This window comes from Streptomyces sp. NPDC025638 (assembly GCF_055558775.1).
Genome location: NZ_JBVHLX010000006.1, coordinates 402,475 through 416,439, shown reverse-complemented (window position 1 = coordinate 416,439; position 13,965 = coordinate 402,475). Strand labels below are relative to the sequence as shown.

Annotated in this window: 8 protein-coding genes; 3 read left to right on the top strand and 5 right to left on the bottom strand. The window is 72.4% G+C overall.

Annotation, left to right across the window (positions count from 1 at the left end; translation table 11 throughout):
- Nucleotides 1–73 precede the first annotated feature (73 nt).
- Complete coding sequence (locus ACZ4EG_RS18915) at nucleotides 74–2,098, top strand: cell wall-binding repeat-containing protein (protein ID WP_467791338.1); 2,025 nt, start codon at nucleotides 74–76, stop codon at nucleotides 2,096–2,098.
- Between the two features lie 30 nt (nucleotides 2,099–2,128).
- Here ACZ4EG_RS18915 and ACZ4EG_RS18910 read toward each other — a convergent pair whose 3' ends face one another.
- Nucleotides 2,129–3,547: an MFS transporter gene (locus ACZ4EG_RS18910; protein ID WP_453547205.1), complete on the bottom strand. Its 1,419-nt coding sequence runs from the start codon at nucleotides 3,545–3,547 to the stop codon at nucleotides 2,129–2,131.
- Nucleotides 3,540–5,450 (bottom strand): glycoside hydrolase family 15 protein, encoded by a 1,911-nt coding sequence (locus ACZ4EG_RS18905; RefSeq protein WP_467791337.1) that lies wholly within the window; start codon nucleotides 5,448–5,450, stop codon nucleotides 3,540–3,542. The genes ACZ4EG_RS18910 and ACZ4EG_RS18905 overlap by 8 nt, the downstream gene beginning before the upstream one ends.
- Before the next feature lie 275 nt (nucleotides 5,451–5,725).
- Between ACZ4EG_RS18905 and ACZ4EG_RS18900 the strand changes: the two genes are divergently transcribed.
- Nucleotides 5,726–6,769, top strand: coding sequence for an alcohol dehydrogenase catalytic domain-containing protein (locus tag ACZ4EG_RS18900; protein ID WP_453547201.1), 1,044 nt, complete (start codon nucleotides 5,726–5,728; stop codon nucleotides 6,767–6,769).
- A gap of 424 nt (nucleotides 6,770–7,193) precedes the next feature.
- On the opposite strand, the gene ACZ4EG_RS18895 is transcribed toward ACZ4EG_RS18900, so the two are convergent.
- Together ACZ4EG_RS18895 and ACZ4EG_RS18890 are read right to left on the bottom strand one after the other, a co-directional pair.
- A complete protein-coding gene (locus ACZ4EG_RS18895; protein WP_467791336.1) occupies nucleotides 7,194–10,079 on the bottom strand; it encodes a SpoIIE family protein phosphatase in 2,886 nt (961 codons plus the stop codon).
- Nucleotides 10,079–10,420: a hypothetical protein gene (locus ACZ4EG_RS18890; protein WP_467791335.1), complete on the bottom strand. Its 342-nt coding sequence runs from the start codon at nucleotides 10,418–10,420 to the stop codon at nucleotides 10,079–10,081. The genes ACZ4EG_RS18895 and ACZ4EG_RS18890 overlap by 1 nt, the downstream gene beginning before the upstream one ends.
- Before the next feature lie 61 nt (nucleotides 10,421–10,481).
- Here ACZ4EG_RS18890 and ACZ4EG_RS18885 point away from each other — a divergent pair, with 61 nt between their 5' ends.
- On the top strand, nucleotides 10,482–10,739 hold the full coding sequence (locus ACZ4EG_RS18885; protein WP_453547195.1) for an acetyl-CoA synthetase: 258 nt from the start codon (nucleotides 10,482–10,484) through the stop codon (nucleotides 10,737–10,739).
- 60 nt (nucleotides 10,740–10,799) lie between these two features.
- Here ACZ4EG_RS18885 and ACZ4EG_RS18880 read toward each other — a convergent pair whose 3' ends face one another.
- Nucleotides 10,800–13,442, bottom strand: coding sequence for a beta propeller repeat protein (locus ACZ4EG_RS18880; protein WP_467791334.1), 2,643 nt, complete (start codon nucleotides 13,440–13,442; stop codon nucleotides 10,800–10,802).
- Between the last annotated feature and the right edge of the window lie 523 nt (nucleotides 13,443–13,965).

Genomic DNA, 13,965 nt, shown 5'->3' with positions numbered 1-13,965 from the left:
GACGGCTCGTCGATGCCGTCCGTTCACCTCGGGGGAGAGGTCCGGCAGCCGTCCATTCACTTGTGGGGGCACATTGAACACGCGTACGCGCCGCAGACTCGTGGCGCTCACCGGCGCCACCGCGCTCGCCGCGGGGCTCCTCGCCACGGTTCCGGGGCCGGCGGCGGCCGACTCCGGCAGCTGGCCCGCCACCGACGGGAAGCTGCTGTACACGGAAGTCGGCGGCTCGATGAACTACATCAACCCCGACGGGTCGCGGTGGTCCCAGTTCTACCCGACCGGAAACCAGGGCGCCTGGTCCGCCGACGGCAGCCAGATCGTCTTCGTGAACCCGTACGACGACCACATCGGCACGGCGTTGTCCGACGGGACGCAGAGCCTCGACCTGGCCATGCCGTCGGGCAGCGGCTGGCATCCGGCCGACCCGACCTTCTGGTACGGCGGCGGGGACATCGTCTTCACGGCCGCCGGCCGGCTCCGGGTGACCGCGGCCGACGGCACCCGCACGCCCAAGTCACTGTTCGGTACGGACGTCGACGGCTGCGACTCGAAGCCGAGCGGCGCCGTCAACGGCCTGCTCGCCTTCGTCCGCACGGGGACCAGCTGCGGGGCCGCGGGCACCCCGGCCGTCTGGGTCCACAACGGCCGCACCGGGGCGTTCAAGAAGCTCGCCGACGACGCGCGCGAACCGAGCATCTCCCCCGACGGCCAGTCGGTCGCGTTCACCCGCTCCGTCGACGGTCACAAGCAGCTCTTCTCGGTCAGGACCGACGGCACCGGGCTGACGCAGCTCACCACCGACGCCACCGACCACAACCGGCCCGCCTGGTCTCCGCAGGGCGACCGGATCGCGTACGACGTCTACTTCACCGGCAGCGCGGACACCGGCCCGAGCGGTCCGCAGGTGTGGATCCACGACCTCGGCACGGGCACGGAGACGCGGGTGCCCACGGTCGAAGGCACCGACGTGGCCTGGCAGCCGATCCGGAACAACGCGATCTCCCGGGTCTGGGGTGCCGACACCTACGACACCAACATCGCCGCGTCCAAGTGGACCTGGAACAAGGTCGGCACCAGCACGCCCGGCCTGACGAACGCCAACTCGGCCGTGCTCATCAGCAAGTCGGACTCGGCGTACGCCACCACCGCGACCTCACTGGGCGGCAAGAAGCGCGGGCCGGTGCTGATGACCTCCGGCACGGCTCTGGACTCTTCGGTGCAGACCGAGCTCAAGCGCATGCTGCCGAAGGGCAAGACGGTCTATCTGATCGGCGGCACCAAGGTGCTCAGCAGCTCGGTGGCGTCCAAGGTGACCTCGCTCGGGTACGTCGCCAAGCGGCTGTACGGCACCTCGCGCTACTCCACCTCGGTGGCCGTGGCCAAGGCGATCACCAGCGCGCCGAAGTACATCTTCCTGGCGACCGGCACCGACTACCACAACGCCCTCGCGGCGAGCTCCGCCGCCGGTTCCCTCGGCAGTTCCGGGACCGCGGTCGTCCTGCTGACCGAGGGCACGACCATGACCTCGTCGGTCTACGGCTACCTGGACAAGTACAGCCCCAGCACGACGAAGATCATCACGGTGGGGACCGACTCCGAGTCGGCGCTGGCCAAGGCGTACCAGGCCCGCAAGATGCCGCACTGGCCCAGCTCGTACCGCTACTACCGGGTCGCGGGCGGCACGCCGCAGTCCAACGCCAGCAGGCTCGCCCAGTTCTGGTGGTCGCTGCCGTCGGACGCCGCGGTGGCCGCCTCGAACAGCTGGCGCGGCGGTGTCTCCGCGTCGTCGGCGATGGCCACGTACGGTCCGCTGCTGTGGACCGACCCCACCTCGCTGCCGTACGACACCAAGCACTACCTGATGTGGATGTCGTCGAGCCTGAACCACGTGGCCGTCTTCGGCGGAACGTCGTCGGTCGACGCCTCCCTCATCCCCAAGCTCGGCGCGGCCATCGGCGTGGGCACGCACTACGTCTACACGCCGTACTACAAGGGGCTCGCGCCGGTGTCCCCCACCGCCCAGCCCCTGTCCGGGCCCACCGCCGGCTCCACCCCCAGCCCGAACCTCGCACCGCTCCAGGTGACGGCCACGAAGTAGCCGAACACCGCTCCAAGGGGCAGGCCCGGGTCAGCCGACCCGGGCCTGCCCTTTGGGGCCTTCTGAGCCGCGCCGGTCGGCGGGGCGGGGCAGGAGGGCCGCCGCTGCGAGGCCGCCCAGGCCTGCCACGCCCAGGGCGATCATCGCTGCGGCGTAGGCGCCGGTGGTGAGGCCCGAGACCAGGATCGTGCCGGCGACGGCCGTGCCGAAGGAGGAGCCGAGGTTGGAGACGCTGCGGGACAGGCCGGAGATCTCGCCCTGCTGCTCCTCGGGGAAGCTCGACTGGACGACGTTCACCGACGGCGTCAGCATCAGGCCCAGGCCGAGGCCGATCAGGAGGAGCCCGGGGGCGAAGGCCCACGCGTTGGTGAAGCTGCCGGCCAGGGCGATCAGTACGGCGATGCCGGCGAGGGTGGTGACGAAGCCGGTCATGATGAGCGTCCGCTGCGGGCGCCGCTTCGCGAGGCGCTCGGCGCACAGCGAGGTGACCAGCAGCCCGAGCGTGGCCGCCGTGAAGATCACCCCGGTCTGGATGGCGTCGTAGCCGCGCACGACCTGGAGGTAGGCGGCCACCGTGAACGACGAGCCCATCAGCAGCAGCCACTGGACGTTCTGGGTGACGAGCCCGAGGTTGGAGGTGCGGTCGCGGAACAGGGACAGCGACAGCAGCGGCTCCTCACCCGCCGCCTCCTTGGCCCGTACCGAGCGGAAGAACCACCACAGCACGAGCGCGCCGAGGACCAGCAGGCCGAGCATCAGCCACACGTTGTTGTCCGCCGCCAGGATGCCCAAGACGATCAGGACCAGGCCGACGGCCGAGAGCACCGCCCCGCCGGTGTCGAAGGGCCGGTCCGGATCGGGCGGCAACGGGTCCTCGATATGCCGGCTCAGGACGACGATCACCACGATGACCAGCGCCTGGAACACGAACGCCGCCCGCCAGCTGATCGCCGTGGTGATGAGCCCACCGATCAGCGGGCCCGCGGCCGCCCCGATACCGCCCAGCCCCATGATCACGCCGAACGCGCGGGCACGGGAGGTCAGATCCGGGTAGAGAAGCGTCGTGAGGATGTAGACGGGCGGGATGAGCAGGGCCGTGCCGACACCCTCCAGGATCGAGTTGCCGAGGATCAGGACGCCCAGCCCCGGCGCGGCCGCGCTGAGCAGCGCGCCGACTCCGTACACGACCAGGCCCACCAGGAGGCACCGCTTGCGGCCGTAGCGGTCGGTCAGTTTGCCGCCGGGGATCATCAGTGCCGCCATGACCAGCAGGAAGATCGTGATGGCCACCTGCACGCCCTGCACGGTGGTATCCAGGTCCCTGCTGATGTCGTTGATCATCACGTTCATGTTGGAGCCGGCGAAACTGCAGATGAACTGGGCCAGCGCCAGCGGGGCGAGAATGCGCTGCCCCGGCGAGGCCTGTTTCGCGCCGTCCGTGTCATCCACCGGTGTCACCCCCGCCCGCGGGCGCGACCGGTACCGCGAAGCCCTGGGCCACCGGAAGGTCGTCGCGGCTTCCCGGCCGTGTCTCCGCCGCGCTCAGCTGCTCGTCCAGCGCCATCGCGGCGGTGACCAGCGCGAGGTGGGTGAACGCCTGCGGGAAGTTGCCCAGTTGCTCGCCCGAGGGGCCGATCTCCTCCGCGAACAGGCCGACATGGTTGGCGTAGGTGAGCATCTTGTCGAAGGCGTACCGGGCCTGGGAGAGCCGGCCGGCACGGGCCAGGGCCTCGACGTAGAAGAAGCTGCACAGGTTGAACGTCCCCTCGGAGCCCCGCAGCCCGTCGGGCGAGGCGGCGGGGTTGTAGCGGTAGACCAGGCTGTCGCTCACCAGTTCCTCGCCCATGGCGTCGAGGGTGGTGAGCCAGGCCGGATCCCGCGGGGAGATGAAGCCGACCCGGGGCATGAGCAGCAGCGAGGCGTCCAGCACGTCGGTGTCGTAGTGCTGCACGAAGGCCTGCCGCTTCTCGTGCCAGCCGCGCTCCACGATCTGCTCGAAGACCTGGTCGCGGACCTCGGTCCAGCGGCGGACGTCGGCCGGGCGGGAGCCGTTGACGGCCGCATGGATGCAGCGGTCGAACGCGACCCAGGTCATCAGCCGGCTGTAGGTGAAGTCCTGCCGGCCGCCGCGGGTTTCCCAGATGCCCTCGTCGGGCCGGTCCCAGTGGTCGGCGAGCCAGTCCACCACCCGGCTGATGGCCCGCCAGCCGCGGATCGCCCCGATGTCCCTGCCGATCACCAGGGCGTCGGAGGCCTCGCCGTAGATGTCGAGCTGCAGCTGGTCGGCCGCCGCGTTGCCGGCCCGCACCGGCCGGGAGCCCATGTAGCCCTCCAGGTGGTCGAGGGTCTCCTCGGTCAGATGAGGGTCGCCGTCGACCCGGTACATGATCTGCAGGGGATCGCCGGAGGCGGTGCCGCCGGCTTCGATACGGTCGCGCAGCCAGCGGCGGTAGGCGTGCGCCTCCTCCTCGAAGCCGACGTCGATCAGGGACCGGACGGAGAGCGAGGCGTCCCGCACCCAGGTGTAGCGGTAGTCCCAGTTGCGTTCACCGCCGACCTGCTCGGGCAGTCCCATGGTGGCCGCGGCGATGGGCGCCCCGGTGGGGGCGTACGTCAGCAGCTTCAACGTGATCGCCGAGCGGTTCACCATGTCCTGCCAGCGTCCGCGGTAGGTGCACGTCCGCAGCCACTTCAGCCAGAAGGCCCGGCAGGCCTCCACCTCGTCGACGATGCCGGCCAGGGACGGCCGGGGCGGAACGGTGCCACCGCTCACGGTGCTGGTCAGCACCATGGCGGTCGCCTCGCCGGCCGACAGCGTGAAGTGGGCGGTGATGTCGTCCCCGTCGGCCCGCAGGGCGACCCCGGTGGTGCACTGGAGGTGCAGGTCGGTTCCCGGGCCGCGGAAGACCGCGGTGTGGTCGTCGTCCAGGGTGAGGGTGTGCGGGGCACGTCCGTAGTCGAAGCGCGGCGAACAGGTGAAGCTGAAGGGCAGGCTGCCGCGGACGACGCGCGCGATCCTCACCAGACGGTGCCGGTCCGTCGGTGCCGTGGACTCGATCGGCATCATCACGTCGGCCACCTCGCCGACGCCTCCGGGCGCCATGAACCGGGTGACCAGGATCGCCGTGTCGGGCAGATACAGCTGCCGTACCGTCAGTCCGTTCCCCTCCGGGAGGTCGACGGCGAGATGGCAGTGCCCGCCGCGCTCGCTGTCCAGGAGCGAGGCGAAGACACTGGGCGAGTCGAAACGCGGCGTGCACCACCAGTCGACGGTGCCGCCGGAGGACACCAGGGCCGCCGTCTGGAGATCGCCGACCATGCCGTGCTCTGCGATGGGCGGATACCGGTCCACGGAGCCTCCTCGGTCGAGCCGCCGCGCCCGGGCAGGCGCCGTCCCGGCCTTGCCCGTCCATCGTTCGGCCGCCGTGGCGCGCCTGCCTCACCCGCCGGGGGTGAGCGGCGGGCGGCACGCGCGCGTGCGAGGGGGCCGCGCCCTGCTTATCGTCGGACGTGCAGACCACGGAAATCCGCCCGGGCCGGCTCGCGGCCGAAGGAGCCCCGAGGCCGTAGGAGCCGGTACGTGTGGCGGCCCGCCCCAGGCTCCGCGCCGTGACGAAGGGTTAGCTCATGTCTGCGTCCAGCACTTCCTACACCGGCCCGCTGCGCGCCGCGCAGGTCACCGTGCCCGGCGGCACACCGGAACTGGTCGAGGTCGCCCCGCGAGAGGCCGGACCGGGGTCCGTGCGGATCACCATCGAGGCGTGCGGTGTGTGCCACTCCGACCTGCTGATCAGCTCGGGCATGCTGCCCGGGACCACGTTCCCGGTGACGCCCGGTCACGAGATCGCCGGGCGGATCGACGCCGTGGGCGAGGGCGTGGCCGGATGGCACACCGGGGACCGGGTGGCGGTGGGCTGGTACGGCGGCAGCTGCGGATACTGCGACGCCTGCCGCGACGGCGACGCCGTGCTGTGCCCTCGGCTGTCGGTCCCCGGCGTCGCCTACCCCGGCGGCTACGCCGACTCCATCGTCGTGCCCGCCGTCGCCCTCGCGGCGATCCCGGACCAGCTGACCGCCGTCGAGGCCGCGCCGCTGGCCTGTGCGGGCGTGACCGTCTTCAACGCCCTGCGCAACACGGCCGCCCGCCCCGGCGACGTCGTCGCGATCCTGGGCCTGGGCGGTCTCGGTCACCTGGGCGTCCAGTTCGCCCAGAAGATGGGCTTCGACACGGTCGCCATCGCCCGTGGCCAGGAGAAGCGGGACCTGGCGCACAAGCTCGGCGCCGCCCACTACATCGACAGCACCGCGGGCGAGGTCTCCCAGGCCCTGGAGGCGCTCGGCGGGGCCAAGGTGGTCCTGGCCACCGTCACCAACGCCGACGCGATGTCCGCCACCATCGACGGGCTGGGCCGCCGCGGCGAACTCGTGATGGTCGGCGTCTCCCCCGACCGCCTCGACGTCACCCCCCTCCAGCTCCTGAACAACTCCCGCAGGATCTACGCACACGCCTCCGGCGCCGCCGTGGACATCCAGGACACCCTGCGCTTCGCCGCCCAGACCGGCGTACGGGCCTGGGTCGAGGAGGTCCCCCTGGAGGACACCGCGGCCGCGGTCGCCAAGATGACCGAGGGCAGGGCCCGCTTCCGCATGGTCCTCACCACAGACCGCTGAGCCCACCGGGCGGCCACGCGTGGCGCTGCCGTCGTCGAGTACCTCGCAGATCAGCGCCCACCGGGCGGCGGGGCCGCCCCGGTGACGGCCGGGATGCCGACCGCGGTCAAGGATCCAGCACCAGCCGCAGCGGCGGACAGGCCCGGACCCGCTCCCGGACGATCCTCACCACCAACCACGCAGCCCACCCGCCCGGCGAGCCAGACAGCGCTGCCGTCGAACACCTCGCCGAGGCAGCGCACGCACACGAATCAGCCGCAGCGGCGGACAGGGCCCGGACCCGCTCCCGGACGATCCTCACCACCAACCACGCAGCCCACCCGGGGGCCACGGCGAAGTGTGCTGTCCTCGAAGACCTCGCGGATCAGCGCGCGGTCACGGATCAGCCCCAGCCGGACAGGGCCCGTCAGCGTGACGGATGTCCTCACCACCGGCCGCCGAGCCCAGCCGCGGGGTGCGGCAGCGACTGCTCGGTCCAGATCACCTTTCCCTCGGTCGTGGACCGGGTCCCCCAGCGTTCCGTGAGACGGGCTACCAGGAACAGGCCGCGGCCGCCCTCGTCCTCGGTCCTGGCCCGGCGCAGCCTGGGTGACGTGGCGCTGCCGTCGAAGACCTCGCAGATCAGGGCGCGGTCGCGGATCAGCCGTAGGCGGAGGGGGCCGGTGGCGTGCCGGATGGCGTTGGTGACCAGTTCGCTGGCGACGAGTTCGGTGGTGAAGGTCAGTTCGTCCAGGCCCCAGGCGGCGAGCTGCTCGGTGACCGCGGCACGGGCGCGGGAGACGACCGCCGGGTCGCTGGGCAGGTCCCACTGGGCGACCCGGTCGGCGCCCAGGGCGTGCGTGCGGGCGACGAGCAGGGCCACGTCGTCGCTCGGCCGGGCCGGGAGCAGCGCGTCGAGCACCGCCTCGCAGGTGTCCTCCGGCGGCCGGCCGGCCGAGGCCAGGACGGTACGGAGCTGGTCCAGGCCGGTGTCGACGTCCCGTCGGCGGTCCTCGATCAGGCCGTCGGTGTAGAGCACCAGCTGGCTGCCCTCGGCCAGCTCCAGCTCGGCCGTCTCGAAGGGCATCCCGCCCAGGCCGAGGGGAAGTCCGGGCGGCAGGTCGACGAAGTCCACCGTGCCGTCGGGTCCGACGACCGCCGGGACCGGGTGCCCGGCGCGGGTGAGGGTGCACTGCCGGGACACCGGGTCGTACACCGCGAACAGACAGGTCGCGCCGGCGATCCCGGAGTCCGGTGCGTTCTCGCCCGTGCCCCAGCCCTCGCCCCGGTCCAGCCCGCCGACCAGGTCGTCGAGGTGGGTGAGCAGGTCGTCCGGCGGCAGGTCCAGGGAGCAGAAGTTGTGCACGGCGGTGCGCAGCCGGCCCATCGTGGCGGCGGCGTGCAGCCCGTGGCCGACCACGTCGCCGACCACCAGCGCCACCCGGGCGCCGGACAGCGGGATGACGTCGAACCAGTCGCCGCCCACCCCGGCCTGCGCGGGCAGATAGCGGTAGGCGACCTCGACGGCGCTCTGCTCGGGCCGCCCCCGGGGCAGCAGGCTGCGCTGCAGGGCGAGCGCGGTGGTGTGCTCGCGGGTGAAGCGGCGGGCGTTGTCGATGCAGATCGCCGCGCGGGCGGCCAGTTCCTGGGCCAGGGACAGATCGTCGTCCTCGAAGGGCGCGGGCCGCTCGGCGCGGTAGAAGCTCACCACGCCGAGGGTCGTGCCACGGGCCCGCAGCGGCACGGTGATGAGCGAGTGGATCCCGGCCGCGAGCACCCGCTCCAGCCGGGCCGGGTCCTGGGCGAGCCAGCCGCCGGCCGCGGCCAGCACGGGTTCGAGCACCGACTGGCGGGTCTCCAGGCCGCGGGCCTGTGGGGTGGTCGGGACATAGCGCACCGTGTCACCGACGCCGTACAGATGGGAGTCCTCGTGCAGGGCGCTCAGGGCGACCCGGCGCAGCGGGGCGTTCGCGCCGAGGGGACCGGGCTCCTCGCCGCGCAGCACCGCGTCCGGCAGGTCCACGGCGGTGAAGTCGGCGAAGCGCGGGACGGTGACCTCCGCCAGCTCCTCCGCGGTGCGGGTGACGTTCAGGGTCGTGCCGATCCGGACGCCGGCGTCGTGCAGCAGCTCCAGGCGCCTGCGGGCCAGGACGGCGAGCCGGCCGACGCCGGACTCGCCGAGGAGCAGCAGCCAGCCGTCGGCGTCGGTGCCGTCCTCGTCGCCGGTGGCCCGGGTGGGGGCCGGCCGGACCGGCGGGGCGGAGGCGAGCGGCGGTACGACGGCGGGGACGACGGCCCGTATCGCGGAACGCCCCGGGACCGCCACGGCTGCCGGTGCGGGCGCCGTGGGCCGCACATGGCGCAGCCGCGGGCCGCCGAGGACCCGGGCCTCCACGACCGCGCCCGTCTCGCCGGTCGCCGACCTGACCTGACGGCGCAGCAGGGTGGCGGTCCGGCCGTCGGAGAGCTCGACCTCCTCGACGGTGTGCTGCGGAGAGGCGATCAGTTCCTCGGCCTTCTCCCGCAGCACGGCCAGGTCGAGCCGGCCGATCTCGCCGCCGTTGTGGCCGGCCACCCGCGCCGACGGGGGCGGGGGCTCGCCCGCCGCGGGCAGTCCGCCGGCGTCGGCCAGCCGGTACGCGGCCAGCAGGGCCTGTTCCCGTTCGGCGGCCTGGCCGAGCAGCCGCGCCTCGATGTCGTGGGCGGCGTCCCGGGCCAGCGCCAGCATGGCGGGGTCGCCGTCGCCGCGCAGACAGGTGAGGTCGAGCACCGCCTCGACATGGCCGCTGAGCGGGTCGCGGACGGGCGCGCCCGCGCAGGCGAACGGCAGCAGGCAGTCGGCGAAGTGCTCACGGCCGGCGACGAAGACCGGGCCCCGCTCGGCCAGCGCGGTACCGACGCCATTGGTGCCCGCGGCCTGCTCGGAGACGTCGAAACCGGGGGCGAAGTGGACTTCGTCGAGGCGTGCGCGCAGCCGTGGGTCACCGCCGTAGCGCCGGATCAGGCGGGCCTGACCGTCGCACAGTACGACCATCATGTTCACGTCGGCGAGCGAGTCGGCGAGCTTCCTCAGCACCGGGTCGGCGGCCTGCAGCAGCGGGTCGTCCAGTGCCAGATCCGATGTGTAGGGGAGCAGCAGCCCGTGCGGCTCCAGCCCTACGGACCTGCACCGTTTCCAGGAGTCCAGGACCGGGGTCCGGACGTCCGCGTCCACTCGTTCACCGGCCAGGAAACGCTCGTGGGCATCGACGAGCCCGCCGATGTCGTCCCAGGCGATGGACAACGGAATCACTTCCCTCACCAACCAGCCTAGTCCAAGCGTGAACTGCATCACATGCGCCGGGGCATGCTGGAGTCCGGACAAGCGGGCCGGGAGGCAGGAGGTACAGGCATGCGGTGGTGGGCCGGGGCATGGTTGGTGGCCGGGATGGTCGCCTTGGCGGCGTGCGGCGGGCCGGGGGGCGGGGGGTCCGACGGGGGATCGTCCGGCGGATCCTCCACGGGGCCCTCCGGAACGGGGAGCGGCTCGGCGTCACCGACGTCCAGTGCGCCGAACCGGACGACCGCGCCCCCGTCCGGGCCCTCGTCCGGGCCCTCGTCCGGGCCCCCCTCCGCGTCATCGCCCTCGACCGCGCCCTCCGCCTCGGCGGGCGGCTGTGCCGCCGGGCGCACTCAGGTCACGGTCGCGCCCGGTGACGCGCCCGCACGGCGGCTGTGCGCACGGCCCGGGACCGTGGTGTCCCTCGTCCTCGAACCCCGCAGGGACGACAAACGATGGACGGCCGTACGCAGCTCCGCGCCCGCCTTCGTGCTGCCGTCCGGCTGGCATGTGGACCCGGACGGCACCGCCCGGGCCTCGCTGCGCTGCGCGGGCACCCGGGGCGGCACGGCCAAGGTGACCGCCACGGCGAAGGCGCCGGACGTGGCGGGCGCGCCCGCCGTCGCCTTCACGCTGGACGTGAGCGTGGTGCCGTACCCGCGGGAGGGGTGACCCCGGCCCCCGGAAACCGGACTGCGGCCGGAACCACCCCTCCCTCTGGTCCCTCTCGCGTCAGTCGCAGTCGCTGACCTTGATCGTGTAGATGCCACGGCCGTGGGTGGCCGCGTACAGCGCGCGGCCGTCCGGGCTCAGCTTCAGCTGGAGCACGGCGACGGCCGGGAGCCGGCCCACCCGCTGCCAGGTCGTACGGCCCGGCGCGCGGTAGACGACACCGAGGTCGGTGGCCACGGCGAGGCCGCCGTTCGCCGTGACGACCGCGGAGTTGGTCGGCACGTCGGGCAGGTTCGCCGAGATGTCCTTCCAGGTGGTGCCGCCGTCCTTGGACTCGAAGACATGGCCGACGCCCGCGCCGGGTCCCTCGGTCCAGTGCCGGGAGAAGCCGTTGACCGCGAGGTACACGTGGTCGGCGTTCTTCGGGTCGACGGCGAAGCCGCTGAGGTAGCGGTTGGGTACGGTCCCGTTCACCGGCAGGGTGATGTCGTGCCAGCCGGTGCCGTCCTCGTTGCCGACGGCGATGCCACGGGTGAAGCCCTGGTCGTTGCAGGGGCCGCACCAGGCCACGTACACCTTGCCGCCCGAGGCCGCGACGGCGGTCGCGGTGCGGCCGGCGCCGAGGTCGTGCAGGCTGGTCCACTCCGAGCCGCTGCGGATGGCGTAGCCATGGGTCTGCACCCACACATGGCGGCCGCCCGCGATCCAGGTCGAGCTGTCCTTCATGTCGGCCGCGAGCGGGGCGATGAAGCGGGCCTCGCTGGTGGCGCTGTCGGCCGGGGCGACGTTGTACGACGTGACCTTGCTCGGGTCGGTCATCCAACTGCCGTCGTTCACCGCGCAGTTCTGGGTGATCTGGATGGCCAGGTAGACGTACTCCTCGGCGATGTTGCAGCCGTTGGCGGGGTCGGTGAGGGTGTCGCCGCCGTCGCCGCCGAAGTTGGAGCCCATCACCTTGTCGTTGCCGCGCAGGACGGACTGGCCGTTGTCCTGCAGTCCGCCGGTGACCGAGACTCCGCCGTAGGTCAGGTCCTTGCCGATACCCACCGAGTAGTACTGGAGGGTGTCGATGGTGCCGTCGTTGAGCGAGGTCCAGTCGGTGGCGTGGCCGGAGGAGTCCTGGGCGCCGGTGACCGGGCGCCGGTAGACGCCGCCGTCGTTGCCCACGTACACGAAGCTCTTGCCGTGGTAGCGGCCGATCGCGACGCCGTGCTGGTCGGGGTGGGTGGTCTGGTTGCAGTCACCGGTCTGCTTGGCGGGGTCGATGCTCCAGCAGGGGAAGCCGAAGTTCCAGTACGGGCCGACCGCCGACCAGGTGCTGCCGCCGTCCTTGGTCTCGTGGACCTCTTCGAGCCCCGCGTACACGTGCTGCGGGTCGCTCGGGTCGACGGTGAGGAACTGGTTGTACCAGGCCTGGACGCCCGGCATGTAGCCGCTGCTGGTGAGCGCCGAGCCGTCCGCCGCGAGGCCCTTGTAGTCGGCGATCTTCGTCCAAGGGCCGGTCGGGGAGCCCGACTTGGAGACGAAGATGCCTTCGAGACCGCTGTCCGGGTTGGTGTTGAGCTGCTCCGGCGACTCGTCGATGGCGTAGTAGCGGGAGCCGTCGGTGGAACGGGCGAAGGTGACGTTGCCGACGCCCTCCGGGTCGGCCGGCAGATCACCGAGGCCGCTGGTGATCCGCGTCCAGGCGCCGTTCACCTTGGTGTAGAAGCCGTTGTAGGCGTCACCGCTGCGCCAGCCGACGGCCAGGACCACCTTGGAGGGGTCCTTCGGGTCGATCGCGATGTCGTTGGCGATGTTCTTGTACGCGGCGGAGGAGTCGTTCGCCTTCGAACCGCCCGGCAGATAGTCGGGGTTGGGCGCGAACTCCAGTTTCCAGGCGCCGGTGAGCTTCTTCGTGGAGTGGCTCCACACCCCCCTGCTGGTCGCCGCCCACACCTTGCCGTCGCCGAAGCGCAGCTGGTGGACGGTGGTGCTCTCCAGTTCGTCGCCGCCGACCCGGCTGCGCATGGAGAAGTTCCCGCGGTGCGGGTGGGTCAGGACGTAGACGCCGCTGCCCAGGTAGGCGTCCGCGTTGGTCGTGGCCTCGCCGGTGCCCAGCCACAGCCGCCCGGACCCGTCGAGCGCGAGGGCGCCGGTGGACTGCGAGGACAGCCGGTCGCTGATGGGCTGCCAGTGCCCGCCGCCGGTGTGCGACCGCCATACACCACCGCCGGCGCTTCCGGCGTAGACGTATCCGTCGTTGTCGGCGGCCATCGCGGCCATGCGGCCGGTGACATTGCCCGCGCCGCCGCTGGAGTTGGAGTCGTAGTCGCGGTAGCGGGGGTCGTCGGAGTTGTAGGGCAGGTCGGTGACGTGGTGCCAACGTCCGCCGGTGCCTGGCAGGTCGCCCAGAGTGTTCCAGGCGGCTCCGTAGGCGCCCGGCGCGACGATGCCGGGCGAGGTGCGGGCCTCGGCGTACTGGTCGGCGCCCTCGGCTATCTCGTCGGCCTCGTTCCCGTCGTCCTCGTCGGCGGCCTTCGCCTTGTGGGTGATGCCGCCCGCCGAGTGCGTTCGTTCGGCGGCGAGCCGGGCGAGGGCGCGGGCGCCGAAGGGGGTGCTGTTCTTGCCGGGTGCGGCACTTGCGGGCAGGGACACCAGTGCGGCGGAGACGGTGAGGGCGCAGATCGTGAGCCTGCGTCTCCTGCGGGTGCGTGATGACAACGGATCCTCCCATGCGGGGCATTGATGCAGCCGTCGCAGGCGACCCGACCACGCAGGGGAGAAAACGTCCGACACTTGGCCAGATCTTGACCAGAACCTGTCACCGATGACGCTATGGACACGCGTGTCCTCGCAAGGGAGTTGGGGTTGGGCAGGTACGGGAGGGGAGGCAGACCGGGGTCAGAGGGCGCCCGGCCGAACGCTGCCGGGGCCGCGAAGGCGCCCTGGGAGTCGGCGTGGCGAGCGGCACCGGCGTCGGTGCCGGAGAGCTCCGCGGCGAAGGGCGCGCATTCCACCGACCAGGCGACTGAGCTCGGCACGGACGCCCCAGCCGGGCCAGAGCGAGGGCGCCGCCAACCGGTCGGCACGACGCGGGCACGAGCCCGTACAGCTCATCGACGTGCCCGCCCGCATGGCTGAGGCGACGAAGTCCCGGCGGCCCGGCGACCCCCGTGCCCGGGTGCGGGCGGCGGCGCACCGGGCCGTCGCCGAGCTGGTCGCCCGCGCGGTTACGGCGACTTCG

Bases quoted from the DNA above. Each gene is read 5' to 3' on its own strand.
- ACZ4EG_RS18895 (WP_467791336.1), bottom strand. From the start codon at position 10,079: ATGCAGTTCACGCTTGGACTAGGCTGGTTGGTGAGGGAAGTGATTCCG.
- ACZ4EG_RS18900 (WP_453547201.1), top strand. From the start codon at position 5,726: ATGTCTGCGTCCAGCACTTCCTACACCGGCCCGCTGCGCGCCGCGCAG.